The organism is Paenibacillus sp. GXUN7292, assembly GCF_050864975.1.
Lineage (GTDB): Bacteria > Bacillota > Bacilli > Paenibacillales > Paenibacillaceae > Pristimantibacillus.
On record NZ_JBOZWO010000032.1, the window covers coordinates 1 to 14,537 of the forward strand.

General features: G+C 40.5%; 11 protein-coding genes. 8 read left to right on the top strand and 3 right to left on the bottom strand.

Annotated features, from left to right (window positions below; translation table 11 throughout):
• Positions 1 to 276 precede the first annotated feature (276 nt).
• Both ACRRU2_RS21310 and ACRRU2_RS21315 read left to right on the top strand, forming a co-directional pair.
• Positions 277 to 1,068, top strand: coding sequence for a lipid II flippase Amj family protein (locus tag ACRRU2_RS21310; RefSeq protein WP_331700958.1), 792 nt, complete (start codon positions 277 to 279; stop codon positions 1,066 to 1,068).
• A gap of 195 nt (positions 1,069 to 1,263) precedes the next feature.
• On the top strand, positions 1,264 to 1,503 hold the full coding sequence (locus ACRRU2_RS21315) for a thioredoxin family protein (RefSeq protein ID WP_331700957.1): 240 nt from the start codon (positions 1,264 to 1,266) through the stop codon (positions 1,501 to 1,503).
• 86 nt (positions 1,504 to 1,589) lie between these two features.
• Here ACRRU2_RS21315 and ACRRU2_RS21320 read toward each other — a convergent pair whose 3' ends face one another.
• Positions 1,590 to 2,495, bottom strand: a complete 906-nt coding sequence (locus ACRRU2_RS21320) for an AraC family transcriptional regulator (protein WP_432504838.1) — start codon at positions 2,493 to 2,495, stop codon at positions 1,590 to 1,592.
• A 161-nt stretch (positions 2,496 to 2,656) separates the two neighbouring features.
• Between ACRRU2_RS21320 and ACRRU2_RS21325 the strand changes: the two genes are divergently transcribed.
• Entirely contained in the window at positions 2,657 to 3,475 is an 819-nt protein-coding gene (locus ACRRU2_RS21325) for a sugar phosphate isomerase/epimerase family protein (RefSeq protein ID WP_432504841.1), read from the top strand.
• 326 nt (positions 3,476 to 3,801) lie between these two features.
• Here the strand turns inward: ACRRU2_RS21325 and ACRRU2_RS21330 are convergent, their stop codons facing one another.
• Positions 3,802 to 4,563, bottom strand: a complete 762-nt coding sequence (locus tag ACRRU2_RS21330; protein WP_432504843.1) for a response regulator transcription factor — start codon at positions 4,561 to 4,563, stop codon at positions 3,802 to 3,804.
• A gap of 9 nt (positions 4,564 to 4,572) precedes the next feature.
• Complete coding sequence (locus tag ACRRU2_RS21335; RefSeq protein ID WP_432504845.1) at positions 4,573 to 6,360, bottom strand: cache domain-containing sensor histidine kinase; 1,788 nt, start codon at positions 6,358 to 6,360, stop codon at positions 4,573 to 4,575.
• A gap of 265 nt (positions 6,361 to 6,625) precedes the next feature.
• Between ACRRU2_RS21335 and ACRRU2_RS21340 the strand changes: the two genes are divergently transcribed.
• From ACRRU2_RS21340 to ACRRU2_RS21360, 5 genes are all read left to right on the top strand, one after another.
• A complete protein-coding gene (locus ACRRU2_RS21340) occupies positions 6,626 to 7,483 on the top strand; it encodes an ABC transporter permease (RefSeq protein WP_432504912.1) in 858 nt (285 codons plus the stop codon).
• Entirely contained in the window at positions 7,483 to 8,352 is an 870-nt protein-coding gene (locus tag ACRRU2_RS21345; protein WP_432504848.1) for a carbohydrate ABC transporter permease, read from the top strand. Before ACRRU2_RS21340 ends, ACRRU2_RS21345 begins: the two co-directional genes overlap by 1 nt.
• Before the next feature lie 95 nt (positions 8,353 to 8,447).
• Complete coding sequence (locus tag ACRRU2_RS21350; RefSeq protein WP_432504850.1) at positions 8,448 to 10,064, top strand: extracellular solute-binding protein; 1,617 nt, start codon at positions 8,448 to 8,450, stop codon at positions 10,062 to 10,064.
• A gap of 21 nt (positions 10,065 to 10,085) precedes the next feature.
• Positions 10,086 to 13,424 carry a carbohydrate binding domain-containing protein gene (locus tag ACRRU2_RS21355; RefSeq protein ID WP_432504852.1) on the top strand — a complete coding sequence of 1,113 codons (3,339 nt, stop codon included), beginning with the start codon at positions 10,086 to 10,088 and terminating at the stop codon, positions 13,422 to 13,424.
• Positions 13,425 to 13,490: 66 nt separating this feature from the next.
• Complete coding sequence (locus ACRRU2_RS21360; protein ID WP_432504854.1) at positions 13,491 to 14,501, top strand: Gfo/Idh/MocA family protein; 1,011 nt, start codon at positions 13,491 to 13,493, stop codon at positions 14,499 to 14,501.
• Positions 14,502 to 14,537: the final 36 nt, after the last annotated feature.

Genomic DNA, 14,537 nt, shown 5'->3' on the forward strand with positions numbered 1-14,537 from the left:
TAAAAAGAACTCTAATGCTCATAAATCCTGCATAATCGCAGGAATGTTATAGAAAAGTAACAAAATTGGAAAAAATAATGTATTTTTGCATCATTTTCGAATCACAGCGATGAAATGGTTAGGTAAACAGGAAGTAGTCATACGATTTTGGGCAAAGATGACATTTAGAGTTTCTTCAGGGGCTAACACTTACACGATACAATTTTAAAATTTTGGAAAATATAGTATGATACTAATAGAAGCGGCATAGAGGCGGTGACGGAGCATTAGATGTTAATGTTAAATAGTTTAATTTTAGTATTTGTGTTAACTATGATCATACATACAGCAGAGACACTTTCTTATTCTTTAAGATACGCCGGGGTCAAAATAAATAAAATCGCTGTTGCGCTCTCTTTAACAGGCATTGTTGTACTAGTATCAAGGACAGCTAATCTCATTCAAGCGGCACCAATAGGAAGGTTTGTAGATTATGCAATGGTTGATTCAGATTTCAATTTATTGGAATATCTCAGAATAATAATGTTTGCTGCAACGATAGGAACATTAATTGCTATTATATTATTCCCGACCTTTGTGAATATTTGGAGCAGAGTCATATCCAAGCTGGAATTGACCGGTTCCTTGCCAAAGCTGATTTCCAGCGTAACGATTGCACAGTTGAAAAATACAAGGCACTATATTCGAAAGCCTTCTTTCCGCTTAGCTCAATATAGATATTTGGGCGTATCCAAACGGTTTATTTTTCTAAATATAGTCGTTACCGCGATTTATACAGTAGGGGTACTTTCTGCATTGTACGCCGCCTATTTGGTTCCAGAATTACAAATGACTGCTTCGCAATCATCTGGATTGATCAACGGTATTGCCACTATTCTATTAACGATATTTATTGATCCGCAGGTTGGATTAATTACAGATAGAGCGATTAACAACGTAACGTATCGCGATCAGCTTGGCAAAATATATACTCTGCTTATGGTTTCACGTTTTCTAGGAACTTTGCTAGCGCAGGTGCTAATATTGCCTGCTGCTTACTTAATTACTATACTGATCAAGCTAATTTAAGCCTTGTTTATATTGTACAAAGATACAAATATCGCCTAATCAATTCTATGTTGGGGCAAGAGTATATTTTGTTTCCATATAACGATTGCTTTTGCCTATGATAATAAGAAGAAATGTGTAATTGATAATAGCTCATGACCTCCCCTATACTCAATATAAGTAGCGATGCTACATAAATTAGAGGGAGTGATGGTAATGTCTAAAGCGGTATTTTATCATGCTGGTTGTCCTGTTTGTGTTGATGCTGAGCAGGTGGTACTTCAGTACCTTGATCCGTCGAAGGTGAGTGTAGAAGTCGTACATTTTGGTACAGACAGAAGCCGTATCGGTGAAGCGGAAAGCGCTGGAGTAGTTTCCGTTCCGGCTTTGGTGCTCGATGGCAATGTGTATCATATTAACTTTGGTGCTAGCCTGGATGATGTTAAAAAAGGCTAGTAAAAACTTGAGGCGCCCTGATGGGCGCCTTTTTCTATTAAATGCATCCAGTTAGTCCGCTCCTGTACTTTGATTGCCTTCAAACATCAAGTTTTCTTGAGAACACTTACTTCCCAGCCGCGAAGATTAATGCTCCTAGCATATTCTGACGGGGTCATACCGGTTGTTTTTTTGAAGTGCCGCGAAAAGTAATGGATGCTGCTGTATCCGAGCAACTCTGAGATTTCGGTTAGATTGTAAACTTCTATTCGAATATATTCCTTCGCCTTCTCAACACGAAGTTGGTTCATGTACTCAATAACGCCGCAGCCGGTTCTTTCTTTAAAAATAATATTGATCTGCGTACGCCCAATCCCAAATTTAGCGCAAACTTGTTGCAACGTCCATTTACCCGCAAGGTTGGTCTCCAAAAATGCAATAATCTGATCCGTCAATAGATTTGCTTGATTCTTACGCGTAGATGACACGATAGGGCGTTCTTCGTTTCTATGATGGTGGCGTAGTAGGTGAATGAGTAATGTCTCTAGATAGTTGCTGACTAACTGTTCACAAGCAAAATGTGACTCACGCTCCTCCTTCGATAACGAGGATGGTTTGGTCTTCAAGTCTATTAGGTGCAAACCTTCTCTCATCAATTGAGTAAAAATAGTGCGTTCAAATTCGCCAAGTCGGAATTTCTTGTGTTTAGCGAAAAAGCTCATAGGATCCGAGGTGCAGACGAATGTGATAATAAAAATATTCGGAGCAGTGTCACCGCTACTGCTTAGATTATGAAATTCGTTCGGTTCATGGAAGACCAAGTCACCTTGCTTAAGCAAATGAACCCCTGTTTTAGTGCGTGCTTTGGCCTCCCCTTTATCGACGTATACAATTTCCCAAAAGTTATGTTTTTCCCCTTTATTGCTAAAAGTTTTCGAGAATTCAAAGTAGAAACAGGTAACTAAACTGCGAACATTAATTTCATTTCTCAAAGGATGATGTTTGAACTTCAATGTTTGTCCCTCCCTGTTTACACGGAGTATAAAATTTCCGGTCTATAATGTCAAGGAGTGTGCAAGAAATGTGTTTGTGAAGCTAAAGAATAATATAACTTGAGCTTTTATAATAAATTTGAATGATTCTAAATCTAATTTATTTGGGGGAAAACAATACTATGAAAATTGGAGTAATTCATTCATTGCAGTTGGATTCGCAGCAAAATCAGTTTAATAACGTCAAAAGTTACGACCTTGATGTGTGTCAATTGTTATGCGGGGGAGATAAGCTGCCGGCGACACAAGAAATGGCAGATCGTATTATACAGGAATCTCGCGAAGCGGAGATACGCGTCTGTGCGGTGTGGGCAGGTTTACCTGGCGTGGGGTCATGGAATTTTACGGAAGGACCGGTGACGCTGGGGCTTGTGCCAGCGGAACTTCGGGAAGAACGGGTTCAGGCGCTGAAGCAATGGGCAGATCTTGCAGCTTGGATTGGTGCACCTGCCATTATTACGCATTGCGGCTTTATCCCTGAAAATTTGACAGATCCTGAGTTCACACCTATTGTGGATGCCATTCGTGAAGTGGCACAGTATTGTGCACAGCTAGGCATTGAATTCTGGTTTGAGACGGGGCAGGAGACACCGATTACATTGCTGCGCACGATCGAACGAGTTGGGACCTCTAATCTCGGCATCAATCTTGATCCGGCTAATCTGATTATGTATGGTAAGGGAAATCCAATTGATGCACTAGATGTGTTTGGTCGTTACGTACGGAATGTACATGTCAAGGATGGTTTTTATCCTACTAACGGTGATAAACTGGGCGATGAAGTTAGGGTGGGAGAAGGAAAAGTGGATTTCCCGCAATTTTTAAACAAGCTTAAGCAGTTGGGTTTTGACGGCGAGTTTATTATCGAACGCGAGATATCTGGTCCGGAACAGCATGCGGATATTATCCAAACGATACAGTATTTGCAGAAATGGTGGTAATTATTTAGCAGAAATTGATAAACTTTTTTTCAAAATATAAGAAGTATAAATTTTTGCACCTTATATCTGTTCTTATATTTCATTGGTAAACGCGCCAGTCTAAAGGACGGCGATAGCCGTTTATCCTTGTGTCATACCCTATAATGTAGTCGAACATTAACAAGTAAGGAGGGTGTCGATTCATTATGGGCAACTATTGATAAGCAATAAGGTTAGTAGTATTCCTTTCGATTGTTGCCCTATCCACAATTAATCGACCCCCTCAATCGATGAGCTATCGTCGAAGACTGGCGAACGCGAATCGACATTGATAGGGGGCATGAAAGCTAGACCTGCCCACTTTTATAATCACTTGGTTTAATAAGAGTCTTTTTTTCGAAAATTTTGCTAAAGTATTTGGCATCTTTATAGCCGACGCGATCGCTAATCTCATACACCTTCAAATCGGTTTCAAGTAACAATTTTTTGGATTTTTCAATACGTACATCAGTTAAGTAGTTGAGAAAGGTGTCCTTTGTTTTTTTCTTGAAAAGCTGGCTTAAATAGCTGGGGTTTATAAAAAAGTGTTCGGCAATGGAATTTAATGAAATGTTCTCCATATAATGCAGCTCGATATAGTTTTTAATATGGTGAATTAACCCTTGCTCACTAATGGTGGCTTTTTTTTGGTTTTGCAGTTGAGATTGTAGCAGCAGCTCTCGATTGAGCCGCTCATTTTCAATTTCGAAAGTGATTAGCTGGATGCTTTCCTCTAGCTCCTGCTCATTAACTGGCTTTAATATGAAATTTTTTATACCGAGTCGTATTCCTTTTTGTGCATATTGAAAATCATTATAGCCGCTTAAAATAATGAACTTAATAGGACTAGAGCGAGCTTTCAATACTTCAATCATCTCAAGACCGTTCATATAAGGCATATTAATATCTGTAATAACAATATCTGGTTGTGTATCCTCCACTAATCGCAAGCCGGTCTCCCCGTTATAAGCCGTTCCTACCACCGTACAATTCAATTTCTCCCAAGCGATAATATGTGATAAGCCTCGCGTAATTCGGTTTTCATCATCGACCAACACAACTTTATACATGGCGGAAGCTCACTCCTCTAGTTTGTTGTAATCGTTCAAGCTGTATGTAAAAGCGATAACAGTCCCTTTATTGGGTGTCGACTCAATGCTAATTGAGTAGCTCTCTCCATAATGAAGCCGCAGTCTTTCGCTGATATTTTTCAACCCCAGCGATTTCGTAGGTGTATCCTCAACACGATTTCTTTTGAATAGATCCTCGATACTTTTTAATTGTTGCTCCGACATTCCTTCACCATCATCATGAATGCTAATTGTACATTTATTATTTTGACAGATGCCCTTAATCGTAACATGATAATTGCGTTCATGCTTCAAAAAGCCATGAATAATACTGTTTTCTATTAGCGGCTGGAAAATAAGCCTCGGGATCGGAGCGTTAAGCAATGTCTCATCCATTTCGATACGCAGCTTGAAGCGGTCATCGAAGCGAATATTTTGAAGTTCTAAATACGTTTCTACATATTCGATCTCATCACATATTCGATGGGGCTGATTCGACTCGTTGAGTGCAAGCTTAAACAGCTTGCCAAGTGTTTTGATCATATTGGCAACTGTAGGGGTGCCGGTCATTTGAGCTTCCATTCGTATCGATTCCAATGTATTATTCAGCCAATGCGGGTTAATCTGATTTTGCAATGCGAGAAAGCGCGCTTCATTTTGCTTGATTTTTGATGTAAGCACATCTTCGATCAGATGTTTGATTTTTAAAATCATATCATTGTAGTGCTGTGTTAGAACGTTAAATTCATCCTTGCGCGTCGAGTTTGGGATAGGCATATAAAGTCCTTGATCGACATGCTTCATGCTGGAAATTAATCGTCTAATCGGTTTAGTAATGTGATAGCTGATCCATACTGAAATTGGTGAAATGACAATCAAGATGATAAGCGTTACTAAAAAAGAAAGCTGTTTAAATTTATCAAGTCTTTGATAAAGCTTCTGCTCAGGTACATCGATTGTAACACTAATGCCAGTCGTGCTGGATTGATTGGAAATGCTTAGTACTGCCTGCTCGGCTGGATGGGATGATGGAGATGCATTTGCTTGTTTAGTTTTCGGTGTGTCCACACTATATTGTGGAATCATATTAAATAACAGCTCACCCGTTTTATTATGAACGGCAATTTGTGCATCATAGGTTTTACTCAATTGAAATAAGTCTTTGTCAATCGCAATTAGACTGCGGGAAGAAAGCTCAAACAAAATAATTCCAGCGGGTTCACCCTGCTGCGTTTTAATTAAACGTCCTGCAGTGAATACATCAAATTCTCGTTCTTTTAATGTCTTTTTCTCGTAATAAGGAGTAAGAACGAGCTGTCCTCCTGCTTTAATGATATCTTGAAACCACGTCTGGTTCGACAAATCATTGTAAACGGTTTCAATTTTCGTGTTTCCGGTAGAGTAAATGTTGCCCTCATTGCTAACAATCATGACTCCCTCCACAAATGGAAGCTGGTCAGAAAATCGAATAAGCTGGCGAGAAATCATTAGATTATGTTTAATACTGTCTCCTGTTGAATAGGAGGACTCATTTTTCAAAAAAGAAATCATTTCGTAATCACTGAAAATCGTGCGTGATGTATGATCAATTTGCAAGACATAGTTGTTAATCGTTGTATTGAGCTGAGACGCATACAGCTTAATGAAATCAGTCGAAGCATGCTCGATCGATTTTGTACCTTGTGAATAGATGATTTGAATGGCAAGCAAAAGTGGGATGATACATAGAAATAAAAAGTAAATAAACAGTTGTTTTGAAAAGCTGAGATAGCGAAGACTAGTGTAAAGTTTTTTCAAGATGATTCCCTCTTTTCTTGAAAATAGTATAGAAGATATAAGGATTACTGGCAAGTTGAATGAAAGCGCATTCTAAAGAATGTCGTACCAAATACTACAGAATGTCTCATTTCGGCAGTAGCAGCTTCAATGTTACGATGTAAACGCAATCACATGATATGCAACTAGAAATAGAGGAGGGGTCTCTTTGGCGGCAGCAGCCAAATTAAAGACAAGCAAGGAAAGTCTGTGGCAGAATTTTAAGAAATATAAAGTATTATACCTGATGGCACTGCCTGGGATTATATATTTTATTATGTTTCGATATATCCCATTAGGCGGCATCATTATAGCATTTCAGGATTATATGATTTTTAAAGGGATTGGCGATAGTCCATTTGTAGGCTTTCTACATTTTGAAAAATTATTTTCATATCCGCAATTTTGGCGGGTATTGAAAAATACGTCGATCATCGGATTTTATAATATTGTTTTTGTGTTTCCTGTTCCGATTTTACTGGCGCTATTGTTTAATGAAATCAAAAACTTAGCTTATAAACGTACTATGCAAACGATTTACTATGTGCCTCATTTTTTTTCATGGGTCATTATTTCAGCGCTTGCGTTCGATTTTCTTTCAACCTCGGGTGTAGTAAACGCGGTACGCGGTTGGTTTGGCTATGAACCTTTCTTATTTATGCAAAGCGAGACTTACTTTCGGACTATCGTCGTACTGACAAGTATTTGGAAGGAAGCAGGCTGGGGGACGATCGTGTTGCTGGCAGCAATTAGCGGAATAAATCCAGAAATTTATGAGGCTGCAATGGCGGATGGCGCCAATCGTATTCGCCAAATGTTCAGTATAACCTTGCCAATGCTGATGCCGACTGTCGTTATATTACTGCTGCTCAATATTGGTAACTTTCTCGATTTAAGCTTTGATCAGCTTTATAATTTACTGACGCCTATGACATATCCTGTTGGCGATGTAATTGATACTTATGTCTATCGTGTTGGTATCGTTCAAGGACAATATAGCTCGACTACAGCAATTGGTTTGTTTCAATCGCTTATTGGTTTAATGCTGGTGGTGTTTTTTAATAGACTGGCGAAGAAGTACCAAGAAGACGGAGGGCTATGGTAATGATAGGTACTCGTGAAACTGTGGGAGACAGTATATTTCGATTGATAACAGTGATTGTTATAGGGTTGCTCTCGATCCTAATGCTGATGCCGTTTCTGAAGGTGCTGGCAACGAGTTTTAGTGGTCCTGTGCCCGTGGATAGCGGACGAGTATATTTTTGGCCCGTGCAATTTACTTGGGAATCCTGGATTTATATCGTGAAGCAGGCAGCTTTATGGAGATCGGTATCTTTAACTGTATTTGCTACTGTGGTAGGAACTATCCTGTGCTTGCTTGTGACGGCATTGTTTGCTTATCCGCTGTCTAAAAACGAGTTTAAATTAGCCAAGATACTCATGCTTATGATTGTGATTACAATGATTTTTCGATACCCGATCATTCCATATTTTTTAGCCTTACGTTCATACGGCTTATATAATTCGATTTGGGTGCTCATCATTCCACATACGATTACTGCTTTTAATTTAATTATTATGCGTACCTTTTTTAAAGGATTGCCTAAGGAGTTGGAAGAGGCGGCGCAGATGGAGGGTTGCGGTTATTTTCAGCTATTATTCAGAATCGTACTGCCCTCATCGAAGGCTGTGCTTGCGACACTTGGTATTTTCTATGCAGTTGGGATATGGAATCAGTTTATGACACCTTTAATGTTTATAGAGGATCAGGCATTATATCCACTGCAATTGAAACTGCGAGAGTATATCATCGATGTCGATATGGCGACAACTCGTTTAAAGGAAATGCTTCCTTATAATAACAGTACATTGCAAGCTGCTGCTGTTATTTTTGCCACATTGCCAATTTTACTTGTATATCCCTTTTTGCAAAAGCATTTTGTAAAAGGAGCCATGCTAGGTTCCGTTAAGTAACAGGACATGAGTACAAATCGAAGTATCCGGCTGCATCAAGACAGCTGTTTACGATAGAACAATAAGCAATATTACACTGAGAGGGGTAGTAAAGAATGAATAGCAAGCAAAAAACAATGATTCAAAAGCTAGTGTTGCTAGTTTTAATGACATCTTTAGCGTTAGTAGGCTGTTCAAGTACTAAAGGAGGAAATGAACCGTCTTCCAGCCCATCAACAAAGCCTGAGCAATCTGCTCCGGCTGCAGAATCTGAGCCGCCGAAAGAAACGCCCTTTGTAGAGATTTGGGGTAATCATGGAAATTACAAAAATGCGATTACGAAGGAATCGCCTTATGCGCAATGGTTGGCTGAGCAGGTTGGTGTCGGCTACTACTCGCCGTTAGTTCCATGGGAAGGCGGTACAGCTTATATTCAGCGTTTAAATACAAGAATTGCGAGTAATGACTTGCCAGATGCCTTCATTCCATGGCAAGGAATTGAAGGAACATTAATTAAACAAGGCGCTCTAGCTGATTTAACTGATTATTTGCCGAAATATGCGCCAAATATTTGGAACCGCATTCCTCAAGAAATTTGGGATGTAGTAAAAACGGCTGATCCGACTAATCAAGGACGAATTTACTATATTCCAAGAGTTGAGCTGTATCAAGGCTATGGTGCATTTATTCGTCAGGATTGGCTTGATCGGGTAGGTAAGGAAGTACCAACGACGAAAGAGGAATTCGAGGATGTACTGCAGGCATTTCTAGATCAGGATGCTAACGGAAATGGTGATGCGAAGGATGAAATTCCGATTTCGGGCAGAGAATTTGGACGATGGATGGACGTATTGTTCGGCATGTATGGCGTAGCAATGTGGGAAGGCTTTCCGATGTGGGATATTTATGATGGAGAAATGACATACTCGGGTGTAACTCCAAATATGAGAGCAGCTATCGAAAACTTAAGAGAAATGTATGTCAAAAAGCTGTTGGATAACGAGACATTTTTGAATAAAGCTGGGGATTGGACTGCAAAGCTGAATTCTGACCGTGTTGGTGCTTGGTTCCATATTAATAAAAATACAACGGGGCAGTTGGATCAAATTAAAGAAATTAATCCTGAAGTTCATTTAGTAGCTATGCCGCTGCCTAAAGTGGAAGGCTATGACGGTTTTACAACGCATACTCGTATTAATCGTCCGGAGTTTGTAATAGCCAATAAAGATGAAGAAACGATTATTAATGTGCTGAAAATATTAGATTGGATTCATGATCCGGCCAATAAAGAAACAGCGATACTCGGTGTAGAGGGCATTGATCACGAAGTAGTAGACGGTCAGAAAAAGCTATTGCCGCTTGATTATGACAATAACACAGCCAAAATCGTAAACGATTTTATTATAGACCTGGCTAGTTTGCAGAAGCAGCTTGAATTGGATGCGATTGGAGTTGACGAGAATCTTAGAAAAATATTGGACCAGCGTGACCGAATTATTGCGGATAATCAAGCAAATTCCAAAACAATCGCTGGTGATGGAATGCCTGCCAATGTGTATGAAGGATACGCAGATATTCAAAACCACACACTGTACCAAGAGGTTATGACCAAAATTGTTATCGGTGAATATCCGATTGAAAAGTTTGATGAGTTTGTTACGAATTGGTATCGCAGTGGTGGGGAAGAAGTAACAGCTCGTGCACGCGAGTGGTATGACAAGGTGAAACAATAAGCGAAAGTAGGAGGATTCAATATGTCTAAGCTAAACGTAAACAGAGGGTCGAAACGAACGATGGCACGGTGGGTAATCGCTGCTAGTTATGCTGTAATTGTTTTTATAGCGGCACTAGGAGCTTCAAAAGCAATGGCAGCGAATGTCGGTGACGAACTCATGCTTAACGGCAGCTTTGAACAGAATACTCAGCTTATTCCAGATCATTGGGATGCAATGGGAGGATGGGGAAATCCAGAGATTTCCCTTTCCCCTAATGCCGCATATTCAGATGACTTTGGCATAAAAATCGAAACGTCTCAAAAAACTAATCCCTGGATCATGCAGGTTGTTCCATTTGAAGAAGGAGGAACTTATGAAGTTTCAGCGTGGCTGAAAGCAACAGGGGTGCAGGGGTCCGGTGTCGGCTTTAAGCTGGAATATTACCGTGGGGAGGATACAAGCTCCAGTAATCATATCCTCGATTACGATAGAACATTTATATTGCCGCCGAATCAATTGACGGGTGATTGGCAGCAGTTTAAAGTCGAGAATATTGCACCGCCTGAAGCGGGTCATGTAAAGGTTTATGTTCGTTTGTATGGTACGGGTTCTGTAAATTTTGATGATGCATCCTTTATTTTAAAACAGCATAAAGCGATCATTGATATGCAAACGGATGAAATTTTTTATTATTCCGACAAGACTGATGGAAGAATTGATGCAGCATTTTATCCTTTAGATGGCGTGTTAAATAATAAGAAGGCTATTGCCCGTATTTATAATGAAGAAACAAATGCATTGTTCGCCGATTCAGGACTGCTGAATGCAGAGAATGTTTTTGAGTTTCATTTCGATCCATCGCAAATGAGTAAAACGATTCCCTATCGCGTTGAGGTGCAGTTACTTGATCAGAATAATACGATGATTGCAGTAGAAGAAGAAATGATATTCCGCTATGATCGTCCTTCAATGCTAGATGAAGACGGTACATTAATTGTAGATGGAGAGCCGTTTTTTCCAGTAGCTGCGTACCACGCTCATATGAATGACTATCCATTTCTTACTTCAGCAGGAATTAATGCTATTCAAGGAAGCGGTACCAATAATGCGAATACGTTGCAAAGTGAACTTGATACCGCTGCACAATACGGATTAAAAATGATGGTGGTGCTGTATAGTGGCATGAAAGTTCATGAAAATGCCGCGATGACGGAAGAGTTTGTAACGAGATTTAAAGATCACCCTGCCGTTCTGGCATGGATGATTATGGATGAGCCTATTCATAACGGTAAAACTAAAGAAGAGTTAATTAACGCATATCGGATTATCAAATCTATTGATTCCGAGCATCCCGTCTATATGGTGGAAGCTCCAATAGAATGGGCCTATGAAACGACAGCGAAGCTATCAGATATATTTGCAACCGATTATTATCCTCTCCCGGATAAATCAATCTCTCTAGTTGGTCAGCATACTATGCTAGGAAAGCAGGCTGCTGGAGAATATAAACCGGTTTGGACTGTGCTGCAAGCGATGTACAATTCAAATCATCCCTATTTGCCTTTGATTGACGAAGTGCGGAATATGGCTTATCAATCCATTATTAACGGAGCTCAGGGCTTAGCTTATTATTCTATGAATGAAATAGGCTTCGAGATGCGCCAGTCTGTATTGTGGCCGGGATTAATTAGCTTTCGCGAGGAATTGGAGGAAATCGGACAGCTGGTGACAAGTGCTGATCGGCTTGCTTCTGGCGGTGATGTAAGCTCAGAATTACAGTGGACCTTATGGCAGAAGGATGGCGAGCTGTATGTGATGGCCGTCAATTTAAGCGAGCAATCGAACCAAGCAACGATTCCGCTCGGTGTGAGCGGTTACCATGCCGAACTGATATATGGAGGTACAGCAGCCTCTATCGATTCTGGATCCAATGAATTGCTGGTACAGCTCCATGCAGAGCAAGCGATGATGTATCGGATTACTCCCTATCCATTACTTGCAGAAAAAATGATAGATGCAGCGGCTCAAGCGAGCTTATTGTCCGCAGACGCTCAGTGGATCAATAAATTAACAAAATTGAATGATGAATTAAGCTCGCTTTATGCAGGTTTGACGGCTGACGCACCTAATATGGCGCAGATTACGAAAGAAGCGCTGAAAGCCTTGAAAACGATTGAACAGTTGAACAAGCATGTCGCTAAGCTTCAGGATCAAGCGGTTCAAGACGTATTGAAAGCTGCATTGTTACCAATCGAGCAGTATTTGGGTATGGTTTCCAGCTATGAACAAGACGTTAAGCTGACGCTGGCAAGTGGGACTATTTCGGCGCTGGAACAGAATAATTTATCGGTACAGATAGGTCACTTGGCTAATAGTCCAATGAAAAATATTCACATAGAAGTTGTTTTCCCAGAAGCATTTGGATTAGATCCTATGACTCAGACAATAGCTAAATTAAAACAAAACGAATCGGAAAATCGTAATTTTTCATTTACCATTAATGAGCCGCTCGCAGAAGGTCAATATCGATTGCCGGTCAATATTTATTACGAGTATAAGGGTACAGAAGTATGGGTAGAAAAATCGATCTATATAAAGTCAGTACAGGAGTTGCAAGCACTGGCTATCCCTGGCGAGCTCATAGTGAATAAAGCTGGCAGTTATCCTATTGCAATTAAATTGAGTAATCGCTCGCTCAGCAATATGCAGGTATCGTTGGAAGCTGAGCCTATGGTGGAAGGGATCAGTCTTCAATTGCCAGCAGGGACAGTGGTCGGTGCGAGCGCTCAGCAATTGGTAGACGCTACCCTCAATATACCTGCTGGAATAGCAGAAGGGGAATATACTGTTGTAGTTCACATTAGCAGAGGCGAAAGAGTTGTACAATCTTTGCAAATACCGATTAAGGTCAGCTACAATATGCTGTTTAATCCGGGATTTGAACAAGCAACAACTGGCAGCAACGTGCCTGAAGGCTGGTTGATGCGTCAAGGGCAAAGAACGACGGACGAAGCTCATAGCGGTCAATATGCTGTTAGCTTGCTTCCCGATGGAGGTGCAAATACGTATAATGTCATCAACTCTTTAGGCTTAATGCCAGTTGAGGCGGGACATAAATATGTACTGCGGGGCTGGGTCAAAAATAGTGCTTCGACCGGCTTAGTACAAATCGGCTTGAGAGAAATAAAAGCAGATAAAATAGCATCTGTTCGCTATACGTGGGAGACTGTACAAGTGCAATCAGACTGGACACTTTATGAATTGGAAGTTGTGCCTGATGCTGCATCAAAATATTTGCAAGTATATTTGAGTATGAATACACATACCGATGGTGCTGCATGGTTCGATGATTTCTATGTTCGAGAGCTGCCTCTATAGTAAATGAGAAATATAGTCTGTATATTGCGAATAATACGAATTTAGCACAGGCAGGAGAGGGTCGTGTTGAAGACAATTAAATTTGCAGTAGTTGGTACGGGATGGGTCGCAGGGGAGTATATCAAAGCCATTAGCTCTCTTCCAGACGCGGAATTGTATGCCATCGTGAGTGAAAATAAGCAGCGTGCTTATGAAAAATTGGCGACCTACCAATTACAAGCAAAAGTGCTGAGCGAATATGAGACTGCGGTTAGGGATCCGAATATAGATGCGGTTGTATTGTGTTCAACACCGGATAAACGCGTAGATCAGATGGTCGCTGCGGCGCAGAACGGCAAGCATATCGTTATTGAAAAACCATTGGCCATGAATCGGGAAGATCTAAGGAGAATACAGGAGGCCAGTGAGAAATGGCCTGTGCATTCGGTTGCTAGTTTTGTACTGCGCTGGAATCATTCTTTTCAAAATACAAGAGCGCTTATACAAGATGACGCGATCGGTCGTCCATTTCTAGTAAATGTAGATTATTGGCATCATGTAGGTCCGCAATATGGACAATTTCGTTGGAGTAAAACACGTGAAAGCGGGGGCAGCAGTATGCTCTCTGCAGGTTGTCACGCAGTTGATGCGATCCGTTTTTTTGCTGGTGATATTACGGAGGTTACAGCTTATAGCTGCTCCACTTGGCATCAATCCGATTATGAATTCGATCCCAATGCTGTAGCGATTTTCAAATTAAAAAATGGCGGTGTGGGAAAAATTTCATCGTCATTGGAATGCAAGACGCCTTATCGTTTCAATGTCCATATTCTTGGAGAGAAAGGGGCGATTATGAACAATCAATTGTTTACTCATAAATTACCAGGGCAAACCGATTTTGCAACGATTCCAACCATTTTACCGGATAGCGGTGATGTTGCGCATCATCCTTTTACTCAGGAAATAGAAGACTTTATTATGACTTTACGTAATCAAACCTCTTCGCTTTGCAGTATGGAAGATGCATGCAAATCAATGGAAGCTTGCTTTGCCATTGATGAATCGATTAAAAGCGGAAAACCGGTTAAGCTGCCATAATATTCACTAGTAAGAGCAGCAAGAAAGGAAATTGAG